Source organism: Flavobacterium sp. KKT103 (assembly GCF_055640565.1).
In genome coordinates this window covers 1,446,353-1,460,604 of sequence record NZ_CM145766.1, presented here as the reverse complement: position 1 = coordinate 1,460,604, position 14,252 = coordinate 1,446,353, and the positions used below count along the sequence as shown (strand labels likewise).

Annotated in this window: 15 protein-coding genes; 4 read left to right on the top strand and 11 right to left on the bottom strand. The window is 35.1% G+C overall.

Features of this window, described 5'->3' with window-relative positions; genetic code table 11:
- Positions 1-104 precede the first annotated feature (104 nt).
- The 5 genes from ACZ2G0_RS06145 to ACZ2G0_RS06125 all read right to left on the bottom strand — a co-directional run bounded on the left by ACZ2G0_RS06145 (position 105) and on the right by ACZ2G0_RS06125 (position 5,187).
- A complete protein-coding gene (locus ACZ2G0_RS06145) occupies positions 105-1,139 on the bottom strand; it encodes a redoxin domain-containing protein (RefSeq protein WP_470309477.1) in 1,035 nt (344 codons plus the stop codon).
- Between the two features lie 171 nt (positions 1,140-1,310).
- Positions 1,311-1,862: a DUF695 domain-containing protein gene (locus tag ACZ2G0_RS06140; RefSeq protein WP_470309476.1), complete on the bottom strand. Its 552-nt coding sequence runs from the start codon at positions 1,860-1,862 to the stop codon at positions 1,311-1,313.
- Positions 1,863-2,034: 172 nt separating this feature from the next.
- Positions 2,035-3,585, bottom strand: a complete 1,551-nt coding sequence (locus ACZ2G0_RS06135) for an RNA-directed DNA polymerase (RefSeq protein ID WP_470309475.1) — start codon at positions 3,583-3,585, stop codon at positions 2,035-2,037.
- Between the two features lie 312 nt (positions 3,586-3,897).
- Positions 3,898-4,500, bottom strand: coding sequence for a SprT-like domain-containing protein (locus ACZ2G0_RS06130; RefSeq protein ID WP_470309474.1), 603 nt, complete (start codon positions 4,498-4,500; stop codon positions 3,898-3,900).
- A gap of 9 nt (positions 4,501-4,509) precedes the next feature.
- Entirely contained in the window at positions 4,510-5,187 is a 678-nt protein-coding gene (locus ACZ2G0_RS06125) for an SDR family NAD(P)-dependent oxidoreductase (protein WP_470309473.1), read from the bottom strand.
- Positions 5,188-5,307: 120 nt separating this feature from the next.
- Here ACZ2G0_RS06125 and ACZ2G0_RS06120 point away from each other — a divergent pair, with 120 nt between their 5' ends.
- A complete protein-coding gene (locus ACZ2G0_RS06120) occupies positions 5,308-5,895 on the top strand; it encodes a GNAT family acetyltransferase (protein WP_470309472.1) in 588 nt (195 codons plus the stop codon).
- A gap of 18 nt (positions 5,896-5,913) precedes the next feature.
- Here ACZ2G0_RS06120 and ACZ2G0_RS06115 read toward each other — a convergent pair whose 3' ends face one another.
- From ACZ2G0_RS06115 to ACZ2G0_RS06090, 6 genes are all read right to left on the bottom strand, one after another.
- Positions 5,914-6,558 carry a hypothetical protein gene (locus ACZ2G0_RS06115; RefSeq protein ID WP_470309471.1) on the bottom strand — a complete coding sequence of 215 codons (645 nt, stop codon included), beginning with the start codon at positions 6,556-6,558 and terminating at the stop codon, positions 5,914-5,916.
- 3 nt (positions 6,559-6,561) lie between these two features.
- Entirely contained in the window at positions 6,562-7,614 is a 1,053-nt protein-coding gene (locus tag ACZ2G0_RS06110; protein WP_470309470.1) for a D-alanine--D-alanine ligase, read from the bottom strand.
- Positions 7,601-8,335: an NRDE family protein gene (locus tag ACZ2G0_RS06105; RefSeq protein WP_470309469.1), complete on the bottom strand. Its 735-nt coding sequence runs from the start codon at positions 8,333-8,335 to the stop codon at positions 7,601-7,603. Before ACZ2G0_RS06105 ends, ACZ2G0_RS06110 begins: the two co-directional genes overlap by 14 nt.
- Positions 8,323-8,811 carry a DinB family protein gene (locus tag ACZ2G0_RS06100; protein ID WP_470309468.1) on the bottom strand — a complete coding sequence of 163 codons (489 nt, stop codon included), beginning with the start codon at positions 8,809-8,811 and terminating at the stop codon, positions 8,323-8,325. The genes ACZ2G0_RS06105 and ACZ2G0_RS06100 overlap by 13 nt, the downstream gene beginning before the upstream one ends.
- A 257-nt stretch (positions 8,812-9,068) precedes the next feature.
- Positions 9,069-9,527: a YHS domain-containing (seleno)protein gene (locus ACZ2G0_RS06095; RefSeq protein WP_470309467.1), complete on the bottom strand. Its 459-nt coding sequence runs from the start codon at positions 9,525-9,527 to the stop codon at positions 9,069-9,071.
- 210 nt (positions 9,528-9,737) lie between these two features.
- Entirely contained in the window at positions 9,738-10,874 is a 1,137-nt protein-coding gene (locus ACZ2G0_RS06090) for an acyl-CoA dehydrogenase family protein (RefSeq protein ID WP_470309466.1), read from the bottom strand.
- Positions 10,875-10,964: 90 nt separating this feature from the next.
- On the opposite strand from ACZ2G0_RS06090, the gene ACZ2G0_RS06085 reads away from it, so the two are divergent.
- The 3 genes from ACZ2G0_RS06085 (at position 10,965) to ACZ2G0_RS06075 (ending at position 14,250) form a co-directional block, all read left to right on the top strand.
- Complete coding sequence (locus ACZ2G0_RS06085) at positions 10,965-12,035, top strand: anhydro-N-acetylmuramic acid kinase (protein WP_470309465.1); 1,071 nt, start codon at positions 10,965-10,967, stop codon at positions 12,033-12,035.
- Positions 12,036-12,103: 68 nt separating this feature from the next.
- Complete coding sequence (locus ACZ2G0_RS06080; protein WP_470309464.1) at positions 12,104-13,330, top strand: Glu/Leu/Phe/Val dehydrogenase dimerization domain-containing protein; 1,227 nt, start codon at positions 12,104-12,106, stop codon at positions 13,328-13,330.
- A gap of 215 nt (positions 13,331-13,545) precedes the next feature.
- The gene (locus ACZ2G0_RS06075) at positions 13,546-14,250 is read left to right on the top strand and encodes a MotA/TolQ/ExbB proton channel family protein (protein ID WP_470309463.1); all 705 of its coding nucleotides are present in this window, start codon (positions 13,546-13,548) and stop codon (positions 14,248-14,250) included.
- The last annotated feature ends 2 nt before the right edge of the window (positions 14,251-14,252 follow it).

Below are 14,252 nucleotides of genomic sequence, written 5' to 3'. Positions count from 1 at the left end.
TACGGAACTTCCTACTTTCTGCTAAGATAAAATTCCTTACGGAAAATAAAGGTGAATTTTGAATTTTTTTCTTAATCTATTGTAAACGAAGTTACCAGCAATATTTATATCTCTTTTAACGTTTTTATTAATTCATCAATTGAAACGTCTTTTGCAACTATTTTTCCTTCTGGATTGATTAAGAAATTCATTGGAATTTGATCAACATTATATTTTATTGATGTTTTCCCTTCAAAACCTCTATTTTCATTTACGTTAATCCATTTAAGGTTTTCAACATCTAAAGCTTTTTTCCATTTGGTACTATCTTCATCAATTGAAACACCAATAATTTCAAAATTTAAATCCTTATTTGATTCGTATATTTTTTTTAATTCGGGTAATTGTTTTCTACATGGCCCACACCAACTTGCCCAAAAATCTATCAAAATCCATTTTCCTTTTAATGTTTTTGTATTATGAGTTATGTTATTTCTATCTGGAAGTTCAAAATCAATTATCATATCATTAATGTCTACAAGTAATTCGGGGAATAGACGATTTTCAATAACTCTTTTAGTTATTTTGTTTATTTTCGATTTGTCGAGTTTGCTGTATATATATTTTAATCTACTTTTATCTAAAGTATCATTCCCAGTTAGTCCACAAAGGATACCAGCACTAAAAGGGTTTTTAGGATTACGATCAACTATACTTTCTACCTTTTCAAGCATTTTTGTATAATAATTATTTTTATCTTGAAAATTCTTTTTATGATTTTCGTATTCTTCTTGGATGATTGCGGTTTTAGTTCCCTTAACTTTAGTTATGTCAATTATTGCTAATGTATAATCTTGAACTTTTCTGTCTTCAATAGTTAAGTCGATAAATATTTTAGATTTTTCTAAATATAAAGTTGGTATAGTATTCTTCTTATTCTTAAAAGAGAAACTAGCTTGAACAATTTCATTTTTAATTTTTCCTTTGAAAAGGAAATGATTATTTTTAATTAAACAACTATCAACTTTGTCTTCATAATTTAAATAGATGTAGCCTGAATAATTATTTTTAATACTACCATCTAAAGTAAAATTGTTTTGACCAAATAAATTGGATATCGAAAATAATGCAAATATACATATTGTATTTATTAGTCTCATTGATGCTTTTTTAGTTTTTTGAGGGGAAAGTGCTGGTAAAGTGGCGCAGCTTGCAGAAGTGGAGAACTTCGCAGCCGAGAATTTTCGTCTTAACTTAAATGTGGTAAAAAAATGCTAATTCCATAAAATCTCCAATCTTGGCAAACCACTGTTACCAGTAGTTTTTTTGATTTAGAATGATTTGTATGTTTTCCAATTTTCATCATTTTTATTGTAACTCGTAAGTTCGTATTGCTTATATTTTTCTTTTAGTTTCGAAAATCTGATTTGAAATTCAGATAAGTCTTTTGTATAAATTACATATTCTCTAAATCCAGAAGTTGTAATTACTATTGGTACAATTGAGTTTAAATCTGTTTCGAAAATTTCAAAAATATCATCTTCCAAAATATTTAATTCAGGTTCTTTTTCTGCATTCGGCAAGCCATTTTCATCAGGAAACTTTAATTCAAATGCAATTCCACAACTAGTAGGATAATTTTTATTTCCTGCAATTTTATCACAACCGACATTTTTTCGGATTAACATTAGTTTACCGTCATTTTCTGATTGTAAGATTGACCAACTTTCAGGAATATGTGTAATTTCTTCGTTATTTTCGGTTCCTTTCTTATTAAAAAGTTTGTCAAATATTCCCATTTTAGTGTTTTTTGAGTTTTCGCAACTTGTTAAAGTTAAGATTATTATAAGTATTAAATAGAGTTTTTCAATGTTTCTTTTCATCCGTTTTTCTGTTTTCTGAGGCAAAATTACTGGTAGCGTTTGGTCGCTTGGCGTTGTATCGGTTTAAGGAAGCAAAATCGTTCGGTTTAAGGTTAATTATTCCAAGTACAAAACCAACTTCAAATTAAACCAAATCTCGCCATATTGCCAAACGCCTTTTAGTGGCTGTATTTTATTCTTCAATTTCGTTTTTAAATATTGCTAAGTGTTTTAAAAGTAAAATATTTTTTGTTGGTTTCTTTATTGTGTCAAATAATTTTATGTCAGTTGGAATTGATTTAAAAAATTCTGGTCTATTACTTTTTAGACTTTTAATCAATTCTGAATTAACTTTTTTTGGAAATGTTACTGTAAATAAATCTAGTGATTTAACAAAGTAAATTAGCCAAAGTAAGTCATATTGATTGTCGTCAAAATTTTTAAGTTTTTCATTCAGTAAGTTTTCAATTAAAGAACTTATTTTTGAAATTATTCTTGCTTTTCCCTTATTCTGTTCAACAATTTGTTCAATAATTCCGAGTATTTGTGGAAATGATTTATTTCTTCTTTCTTTTAACATTAGCAAAAGACTGATTGCTTTTAATAAATCTTTGTCTTTAAAGTTGAATTTTAGCTCTTGGTTTTTTGTATAAAGTTCTGACAAGAATCGGTCAACGACTCCTGTCCCTTCAAATTTTTTATCCACTTTTAGAGTTCCACGAAAGGAATTTTCAAAGCGTTTATAGCTTATCTTTTTTCTGTACCTTAAGGAGAATGTTTGATATTCAGCAGTCCATTCCCTAAATAAACCTTCAGGAAGTTCAATTGCTTGTGATTTACTTTCGTTGAGTGTAAGGTTGAATAACGCCATTTGCTTTTGCAAAGTTTTGATAATTAACTTTGCATCTTCCTTAGAGTGACATAAAAAACGATAGTCATCTTTGAATCGAACTCCAATAAAATCTATTCCTTTCGCAGCTATAACTTTGGAGCATTCTGTATCAACAGCACTTAAAATAACTTCTGCAATTAGGTCTGAGATCGCTGGACCGATTGCAATACCGTTTGTGCAACCGTCATTTGAGTATTGAAAAAGTTTATCTAACACCAAGCCAACATAATCATTGAATTTATTTCTATTTCCTTTTTTTCTGATTGTTTCTTTTGTGTGAATAGCCCAAGCAATGCTATGAGTATAAATTGATGGATAAAAATTTTTAATGTCGGATTTTAAAATATATTTATAGTTATAAGCTTCAGCCACCAAATCATTCTCTGCCATTTCCAAATACTCATATATCATACGTCCAGCTCTCAGATTTCCTAATTCACCTTCACTTTTTGAAGTTATAGGAATAGGAAAACTGTATGAATGAATTTTGTTGTTAGTTCTGAACAAAGATTTCAAAATATTGTCCCAATCGTTTATTAAATACCAAACAATGTCGTGATAAATTTTGGGCGCTATAATACCAAATGTTCTGTCCGTGAGTTCTGTTTTTGGAAATGAAATATTTAATAATTCGTCTTTCTCAGGTTCAAATTTTGGTTGCGCAGCTATGCTGTTATCAATAGCAAAATATGGATTTGCCTTTAGATCAAATTTATTAACCTTAAAACTTGGCGGAACGATATATTGTTCTGGATAGTAACCTTCTTCCAAAAGCCATTTTGCAATTTTGTCTTTAGAAACCTTTTTAAGTAACCTTTTAGTTTCTGCTGTATGTTCTTTTGGTAAACTCACTTTGTTATATTTGGTTTGTCGATTTACGGTCGCGCTCTAAAATGGCTGCTAACTACTAAATAACCCAAATATATACAACTTTTCCTTATCCGAAGGAAACTGCAGCAAGTTTTTTCTGAGGTTTTGAGTCGTGACTAAACGTGAATAGGACTACACTCGTTCTGCCCCTGACAGTAGCGGCAACCCCGCCTGTAGCGCGCCTATTTTTTATGGAAGTAGCAAAGCGACCGGAGGAAGCTCTTGGTACGACCTAATAAAAAATGGCGCACAAAGGTGGGTTATAGCGTATGGCAGGATTAGGCCCTACAAAAATTAATGAGATGGCAAAAGTTCAACCTCGGCATTTGGGTTAAAAAGGTACAAGCGACCGGAACTAATTTCTAGGCACTCATAGCGCTTGGTGCGAACGGCGATTTTTTTGAATACTTTTCCGTTTTTGATTCTGAATACACTGCCGTACGGAATCTCGAATACGTAGTTTTTATCGTTTTGCTGATCGAATTGCTTTAAGGCAAGCGACAAAGTAGTATCGGTATCGCTACTGGCGCTGGGGTTTCTAAAATGCCTAGCGAGTAAGGGTAATAATTGGTTGGGGAAAATTTCGGGACGTATGTAAGGCACCATCAATTGCTGAAAGGTGTGTTTCCATTCGTGCCCATGGGGTTTGATGTTGCGACCGTACTTTTCGAAAGCGACTAGATGCGCAATTTCGTGTATGAGGGTAATCAGGAATCGGTATTTATTGAGGCTTCCGTTTACGGTTATTTCGTGCTTGCCACTGAGCCCTTTTCTATAATCGCCATGACGAGTTGAACGTTCATTTACAATTTTCAAATGGACGCCGTGTGTCACAATCAGCTCAAAAGCGGGCTTGACTGCGTGATCAGGAAGAAATTTAGCTAGGGTATCGCTCAAGTTGGTTGTTTAAGGATTTGTAGAAGACACTTGCAATACTTTTCCGTTGAAATAAGCATTTCCAGTTAGGGTGAAATCATAAATGTACTGCGCCATTCCTTCGGCTGAAATAGGTGCTTGGTATCCTGGAAAAGCTTCTTCGAGCATCTCGGTTTGTACGGATCCTAAGGCCAAAACATTGAAGGCAATGCCTTGCTCTTTGTACTCCTCGGCTAGTAATTCAGACAAGGTGATCACAGCGCCTTTACTTGAACTGTAGGCGGCTAAGCCCGGAAATTTTAAGCTTCCTTGAATACCTCCCATCGAACTAATGGTTACTACGTGGCTTCCCTTAGGTAAAAATGGAATGCAAACTCTGGTTAAGTTAGCTACTCCAAAGACGTTTACTTTGTAGACATTTTCAAAATCGGTTTGGGTAAGCTCCGTAAACGGTTTATTGACTAAACTTCCTGCGTTATGTACGATGGCATCTACGGTTTTCCAACTGCTAGTAATAAATTTTTCTACGGCTTGAACATCGGTCTCAACGGCTAAATCGACTGATAGGCAACTGATGTTGGCATGCTCTAAAAGTGCTTTGGGTGTTTTTCTAGAAATAGCAAGTACTTGATGACCTGCATTTGCAAATTTCAAGGCCAACTCAAAACCTATTCCCCTACTCGTTCCGGTAACTATAATGTTTTTCATACCACAAAAATAAGCAAAATCATTAAAAATACCGTCATGAAAAAGAGTTGGTTTAGGAAAAGGAAAAGGGTTCTTTTTTTCTGTTTTTTTTAGTACTATTACAATCTAAAGAGGAAGCTTATGAACACAGTCACCTTGCCTACAATTGCCTATAAAATTGCTGACGCAACTCATATTCCAGGTATACTCGCTTTGCAAGAATTGTACTTGGTCGATAATTTATCTCAAGAGGAAAAACAAGCGGGCTTTGTAACAACCCGGTTTTCAACGGACCAATTGACTACCATTATTGAGCAGCGCGGTTTATTTATTGGTCTTGATCAAAATCAAATCGTTGCTTATATTTTTGCGGGAGACTGGGAATACTACCGCCAATGGCCCATTTTTGAACACATGATTACCTATTTCCCGACTTTAGAATTCAAAAACTTTGCAATCAACACCGCCCAAAGTTTCCAATACGGTCCCATATGCATTCATGCTGCTTATCGGGGTCAGGGATTGATTGTTCCGTTTTTTGAATTTATGAGAAAGGAGATGGTGAAACGATTTCCGTTAGGATTGACTTTTATCAATCAGGCAAATCTCCCGTCTCTTCGAGCTCATACGGCAAAATTACATTGGACGGTTATAGGTGCATTTAAATACAACAACAATCAGTACCGTATTCTGGCTTATGACATGAGCGAAAGTGTGCTAGGCGGCTAACTCATAACTTAATAACACCTACGTTAGCAGGTACTTTTTTACCACTTTATACAGTTGGAATAAGGCCAAGAGAACAAAAATCGATGGAACAACAACAGGCATTAAGTAGCTAGTGAGTCCAGTCGTATTTTTTGAAATAGCCTGTAGAATGGTAACAAAGGCAATCATTCCTGAAAAAGTGCCAACGATAGTTCCTACCAAGTAGCACATTTTTAAGCGAAGGTTTGCCACCCTGATGTAATTATTGTTTAACAAATACAGGTTCCAGGCGGTCCAAAAGGGAAGTTGCAAGAAATTCAAACTACTTAATAGCACACCCAATAAAAAAGGACTGTAAGCAATATAGGCGTTAATATAACCTTTTTCGATAGTGGCTTTTTGCGAATGAGCATAAAATGAATAGGCTAAAAACAGTAGAAAGAAGATGCCTAAAACATCGATTACCTTCATTAATTTAGTGTTCTGAACTAGTGTACGAGCAAAAATTAAAGTGAAATAAATTACAACTGCTTCAATGATTACCACCCCTAATAAATACAAAAGCAAACTCTCTAACCCGAGACTATTATATGTTTCAAAACCAACAATATTTAAATACCCCAAAGGTATGGAGCCAACAAAACTTACTATAAAACCAACTATACTGTTTTTTAGTAGTTTCATTTTTTAAAAATTTGTGATTTTATTGCTTTGTTGTATGTGCAATTTATACTCTCGTACTCCATCTTTATGCTGTAAGTAGGCTGCACCATTTTTATGATTGATCACACTAATTTCATACATGTAGGTGATGTGTCTCATTAGTTCCTTCCATGCAAAAAACAAGGAATGCTTGGGGTCGTAAATGTGTGTTGGTTCGCTTCCGGCACCATTTAATTCAACAATTGAAAAGTTGTTCCCTTGTTCTAAATCGGCAAAGCTGTCATACATTATGTCTAGTCTTCCAAAATAAAAACCATCAATTTGCAAACAGATGGTATTCATCATCGCTTCTAATTTAGGCGTAATCCAATGACTACCATCTATAAATTTAGCACCTCTGGCATGATTGCCATAAGGTACCAAGTTTAACTTTTGGCCTTGAGCCAAAACGGTGTTTAACATGGAGCCATACTCTCTTTGTAAGGAAGGGAGTTGCATTTCGAATCGTGGATTGAGTCGCACTAATTGCTCAACTGTCAGCACTCCATCGCCTTCAACTATCAAAAACTCTTTGGAAACTATTCCGGTAATCTTGCCCGTCTTTTGATTTGGATAGCGAACATAAAAAATGCCAACTTCATTTGTATATGGAATCAGATTTTGAATAACATAATCAAAATTTGCCTTGGAAGCATAGGTTTCCAAATCAGTGCAATTCTCTATTTTTTTCACGCCTGAACCTCGTAATCCTATGTCGGGCTTTGCAATAAAAGGATACTTTATCCCTGCATCAATCGCTACTTTTTGAACTGCTGTCGCGGCATTGCCTTCTTTGATAAGTTCAGTTTTAGGATAAAATTGCGGCGGAATTAAATCATATATTTCCTTTTTAGATTCCATCATAAAACCGCCATTGGTGATGGATGGATTAGCAGCATTAAAAAAGAAAAGGGATTTTGCTTTTACTGCATAATAAAGCCATAAAAAATAAACAGGAATATAAACCACTTGAAATGGCCAATATTCCCAATGCAAAATTTTATGGACTGCTAACCTAATTTTTCTAAATACTATCACTTTGTACTTTTTTTTCGATTACAAATGATGAAGCATATTCTTGTTCCGCTATTAAATCAAAGTAGCGTAAATCTAACGCACTATCCTTTAAAACAGCTTGCGTAATACTCAATGTTTTTAATGCATCATTCCGGTTGATAATTAAACCATTCTCGCTGTCTTCGACATCAGTATACCTGTGAAATTGGTACATTGCTTGTGCATCAATGAACTCGTTTTTTTGCAAAAAGGAATAAAACAACTGCTCTCTTTCTTTTCGAATTGCGGCACTGTATAGGGGCGATGAGGACCAAATATGTTTTTTATTGGAATCTAAAACTAATTTTTCTTTTTCAAGTCCGTCCCAACGCAATTGATACAGCACCTCTTTTTCAAATAAAACAATAGTAAAGGGTTCTATCTTTTCTAATAAAATACCGTCCCATTCGAGTATAGGTGACAAGGCACTAATTAATTCAAGGACTATCAGACCTCTGCTTTTTCGATAAGGAGGATTAATGATATGCTTTTCACGTGCTCCATTTAAAAGAACGAGTACAGTGCCGTCATTGTCTACAACATACCAGGTACCTCCAGCTTGAGGATCCTTTGGGTACATTATTTTCTTACCGGCTAGCGCATAGACTAAAGGTGGCTCAGCACTTGGCCTAAGAACACGCTCGTCCCTGTTTGAGGTGATGATTACCGTATGGTTTGTTTTAACGAAGCTTACTGTGCACATGTCTTTTTATAATCGATTGTAGAACGTGCAACACCAAAATCAGCAGCTACGGAAACCGTATCGCTTTGCAAAACTGCCACTTTAATCAAGGCTTGATGATGAATGCAGTGTTCTAAATTATAAAGAAGTTCTCTATGATAATTGCTATCTATTCGAACTTCTTCCCCGTCTAAATAGTGTACGATGGCTATTTTTTTATTTTCTTTATCTAAAGCCTGTTGAATGGCATGAATTTGACTGATTGCAAATGCCGTATCCGTTTCAATACTTTTATTTCGTTTTCGATTATCGTAGTTTACAAGACCCAAATCATAATTTGCTTCTAAACATTGAAACATTTCAATTATATGTCTTGTGTGTTCTCCAATGGAGGAATTACTTAAAAAAGTACAAGGAGTCGCATATTCAGCATCTTCTAGTTCTTCGAGCAAACCTTTTAATTGGTTCAAACTACTTATTATGGAGGGTACAAGCATAGTAATATTCGGTTATGGTGAAGCTGTAGCGTTTTAAACTACGTAACAAAATGAACAACAAATAAAGTCAAATTAAATGAATTTAATCACTTCTGCTTCGTGTCACGATGCTAATTTTATGTTAAACAAAACAAAGACGGTTGGAACAGTAGTACTAAAAACCAAAAATAGATCTAAAAGTAAACTGGAGGTATTTAAAAAAATAACTGCTTTTCACTCTTACTAAATGCCTTTTTTAAAACTCTAAAACAGCCCGTTTATCGCATGATCTTCATCCAATTAGTATCTGCTTTTTTGTTTAAATCCGCTTGGTTTTTGTTCCACGTTTTTAAAGTATTGTTTAAAAACGAATTGTAAAAAAGGTATAATTTTCCGTTTACAATTTTAAAAGTTGTGGGATTTATTGCTACTTTATCCCCTGTTTCTCCCATCGCGTATGCGCACCAGCCACCATATTGCGGCTCGTATGCCAAAGGATTTTTGATAAAAGCTTGTTTGTTACTTTCACTAGAAAAATAATAAAGTACACCTTCCTGTTGTACCGATAGCTGCTTTTGTCCTTTTATTGCTTTTGCTTGTTTGAAATAGGCCACTGGATCGTATCCCTGAATAGCAATACCATTATCAATGTTAAGCTGCAATTTCTTAATCGTTTTGACCTGCGCTATCACTCCAACCGAAAGCAAAAGGCAGCAACTTATAATCCAGTTTTTCATTTTCAAACTTTTTTTAAATGTACAACATTTACTTTTCAAAATAGGAGGCAATAAACCTTCTAGACTTGGAAATTAGCAAGTTACTAATTTCTTTTTCAGCTCTTTAACCTTAAACAAATTCCGGCACCGATAAAGTGCAATTAGCTTCCAATAAAAAAAGCCCTTTCCAACTAGAATTGGAAAGGGCTTTTACCATATATTTTGATCTGACTATACTAAACCTCTAGAGATCACGATACGTTGTATCTCCGAAGTTCCTTCATAAATTTGAGTAATTTTTGAGTCACGCATCATACGCTCTACATGGTATTCAGCCACATAACCGTTTCCACCGTGAATTTGAACTGCTTCGTTAGCTACTTCTAAAGCAATTTCAGAAGCATATAATTTAGCCATTGCCCCAGAGTGTGCGATATCCATACCTGCATCTTTCTCACAAGCTGCTTTCATTACTAACAATTTAGCCGCAGTAACTTTTACATACATATCCGCTAATTTAAAAGCAATTGCTTGGTGCTTGAAAATTTCTTTTCCAAACGCTTTTCTTTCGTGAGCATATTTCAAGGCAGTTTCGTATGCTCCAGTAGCGATTCCTAAAGCTTGAGAAGCAATACCGATTCTTCCACCATTTAAAACATTCATAGCAAAAGCAAATCCGAAACCGTCTTCGCCAATTCTATTTTCTTTAGGCACTTTCACATCATTAAACATTAATGAATGTGTATCTGACCCACGAATTCCCATTTTCTTTTCTTTTGGACCAATATCGAAACCAGCCCAACCTTTTTCAACGATGAACGCATTGATTCCTTTGTGTCCTTTTTCAATATCTGTTTGTGCAATTACAATGTAAGTCGATGCGGTTGACCCATTAGTAATCCAGTTTTTAGTTCCATTTAAAAGGTAATGATCGCCTTTGTCAATTGCCGTTGTTTTCTGAGACGTAGCATCAGATCCCGCTTCTGGCTCTGACAAACAAAAAGCTCCAATCACTTCTCCTTTGGCAAGTGGTACTAAATATTTCATTTTTTGCTCTTCGTTACAGTATTTTTCCAAACCTGCACAAACAAGTGAATTATTTACAGACATAATCACCGCAGCCGAAGCATCAATTTTAGCTATTTCAGTCATTGCTAAAACATAGGAAATACTATCCAATCCTGACCCACCGTATTTAGGATCTACCATCATCCCCATAAAGCCTAAATCAGCCATCATTTTCACTTGCTCTGTTGGAAATTTTGAATGCTCATCGCGTTCAATAACTCCCGGTAATAACTCTGCTACAGCAAAATCTTTAGCAGCTTGCTGAATCATTAAATGCTCTTCGGTTAGATTAAAATCCATATTATTTTATTGTAAATTAAATGTTCTTAAATTTGTTCACAAAAGTAATTATTTTATCTCGGTTTTCAAACGATTTCGTAATTTTAGCCAATGTTTAAAGAAAAGTATACAGTAGTAGGAGTGATGTCAGGTACATCATTAGACGGAATTGATTTGGCACATATTGTTTTTACAGTACATGACAACCAATGGGATTTTGAGATAGCAGCATGTGAAACTGTCGCTTACTCGACTGATTGGTTAAACAAATTAAAAACTGCTATTACCCTTTCAGATGCCGATTTAGCCCAATTAAACCAAGACTACACGGAACTTTTAGCAACTGTAATCACCTCATTTATTGATAAAAATCAGTTAAAAAACTTAGATGCCATTTGCTCTCACGGGCACACGATTTTGCACCAACCCCAGAACGGATTTACCCTTCAAATTGGGAACTTAGCAGCGATTGCTACCTTGACTAATCAAACTGTTGTATGTGATTTTAGAGTTCAAGATGTTCAACTAGGAGGTCAAGGTGCGCCGCTAGTACCCATTGGAGACCAAATTTTGTTTCAAGAATACGACTATTGCATGAACTTGGGCGGGTTTTCAAACATTTCCTTCGTTGCAAATAAACAACGAGTTGCTTTTGATATTTCAGCAGTAAATACCGTTTTGAATCACTATGCATCTACTTTAGGATTTGATTATGATGACAAAGGAGCAATTGCTAAAAGCGGAAACTGCCATGATGAATTACTAACAGAGTTGAACGCACTTCCATTCTACCAACTACCCTACCCAAAATCGCTAGGTTTTGAATTTGTAAAGGAAATTGCACTGCCACTAATGGAGCGCTTTACTATTCCGATTCAAGATAAACTCAACACCTTTACACAGCATATCGCACAACAAATAGCGGCTGCACTACCAGAGAAAAAAGGTAAAATGTTAATTACTGGCGGCGGGACGTACAACACATTTTTAATCGAAAAGATAAAAGAAAATGTACCCGAAATGGAAATAATTATCCCTGATGCCAAAACAATTGAATTTAAAGAAGCCTTAATTTTTGGTTTGTTAGGAGTTCTAAAATTACGGAATGAAGTAAATGTTTTAAGCAGTGTTACAGGCGCAAAAACAGACCATAGTTCCGGGATTATTTACAGCCAAAAATAATCAGCGAATTATCTATTTCTCATTATTCTATTTTTTATATTTGCTAAAAATAAACATATCGCAATAAAATGAAAGATTTACTACATAAATTCGAAAATAAAGAGCCTGAAATTGTTTTTAATTGGAAAGATACCGAAACGGAAGCAGAAGGTTGGACCGTAATTAATTCCTTAAGAGGTGGTGCTGCCGGTGGTGGAACCCGTATGAGAAAAGGACTTGACATGAACGAAGTACTGTCTCTTGCCAAAACAATGGAAGTTAAATTTTCGGTTTCTGGTCCAGCCATTGGCGGAGCTAAATCTGGAATTAATTTTGACCCTAATGACCCGAGAAAAAAAGGAGTTTTACAACGCTGGTACAAAGCGGTATCGCCTTTATTGAAAAGTTATTATGGAACAGGAGGCGATTTAAATGTAGATGAAATTCACGAAGTAATTCCTATGACTGAGGAATGTGGTGTATGGCATCCGCAAGAAGGGGTTTTTAACGGACACTTTAAACCTACTGAAGCAGATAAAATTAACCGCATCGGACAATTGCGTCAAGGAGTAGTAAAGGTGATCGAAAATCCAAAATTCTCACCTGATGTTGCAAGAAAATACACAATCGCTGACATGATCACAGGTTATGGTGTTGCCGAAGCAGTTCGTCATTATTACAGCATTTACGGTGGTGATGTAAAAGGCAAAAAAGCAATTGTTCAAGGGTTTGGAAATGTGGGATCAGCAGCCGCTTTTTACTTAGCCGAAATGGGTGCTAAAATAATTGGTATCATCGATCGCGATGGTGGATTAATTAACGAAGAGGGTTTTACCTACGACGAGATCAAAACTTTATTTTTAAACAAAGACGGTAATAAATTAGTTGCTGAAAATATGATTCCGTTTGACGAAATCAATGAAAAAATATGGACAATTGGCGCGGAAATTTTTACACCATGTGCTGCCTCTCGTTTAGTGGCGCAATCGCAAATTGATAGCTTAATTGCCAATGGCTTAGAAGTTATTTCTTGTGGAGCCAACGTTCCTTTTGCTGATAAAGCAATCTTTTTTGGTCCAATTATGGAAAACGTAGATAACAAAGTGAGCTTAATTCCAGATTTCATTTCTAACTGTGGTATGGCTCGCGTATTTGCTTACTTCATGGAGAAAAAAGTTCAAATGACTGATGAGGCTGTTTTTCAGGACACTTCAGAAATCATCAAAAATGCAATCGAAAAAGCACACGCTATAAATAATTCCAAAACAAACATAAGTGCTACCGCATTTGAAATAGCTTTGAAACAATTAGTATAATATAAGCTCTCCTTTTGTTCGAAGCAAAAACAACAAATTGCTTCCTATGAATGCAACAATCAGTTTGATAAAAATACAGTACTGTAAATTTATCAAACTGATTTTTTTATTTCCTAACAACTAGACTGCATACTATCTAATTTCTTTAGGATTTTAATCTGAAAAACTAACAATTTTTATAATATATTAGCGTTTCAATAACAAAGAAAAATTATATGAGCCTATTGTTACAAGCAGATACTTTATCTGTTGCCAATGAAAACCTAGCGGACGCAGTTCCTGTTGAGAAAACATTATCCATCATTGAGTTACTAACTAGCGGAGGATTAGCCGGTCAAGTTATTATGGTCGCCTTGTTTTTAATGTTTTTCGTAGCACTTTATCTTTACTTTGAGCGTTTGATGGCAATCAATGCAGCATCACAGATCGATAGTAATTTCATGAGTCAAATTAGAGATAATATCAGAAACGGTCGTATCGACAATGCTAAAATAGCTTGCGCCCACTCTAAATCGCCTGTTGCACGATTAATCGAAAAAGGAATTTCACGCATCGGAAAACCCTTAGAAGATATCAATACCGCTATTGAAAACGCAGGAAAACTTGAAATCTATAAATTAGAAAAAAATGTAAGTATGCTTGCCACTATTTCTGGTGCTGGCCCGATGACAGGTTTCTTAGGAACAGTTGTAGGAATGATACAAGCGTTTCACAAAATGGCTAGTGCCGGTGGACAAATCGAAGTTGGTGCCTTGTCAGAAGGGATATACACCGCAATGACAACAACAGTTGTTGGACTTGTTGTAGGGATTATTGCTTACGTAGGATACAACCACCTAGTAGTGAAAACTGATAAAATCGTACATCAAATGGAAGCTAATGCTGTTGACTTCTTAGATTTACTTAATGACCCAGCCTAATT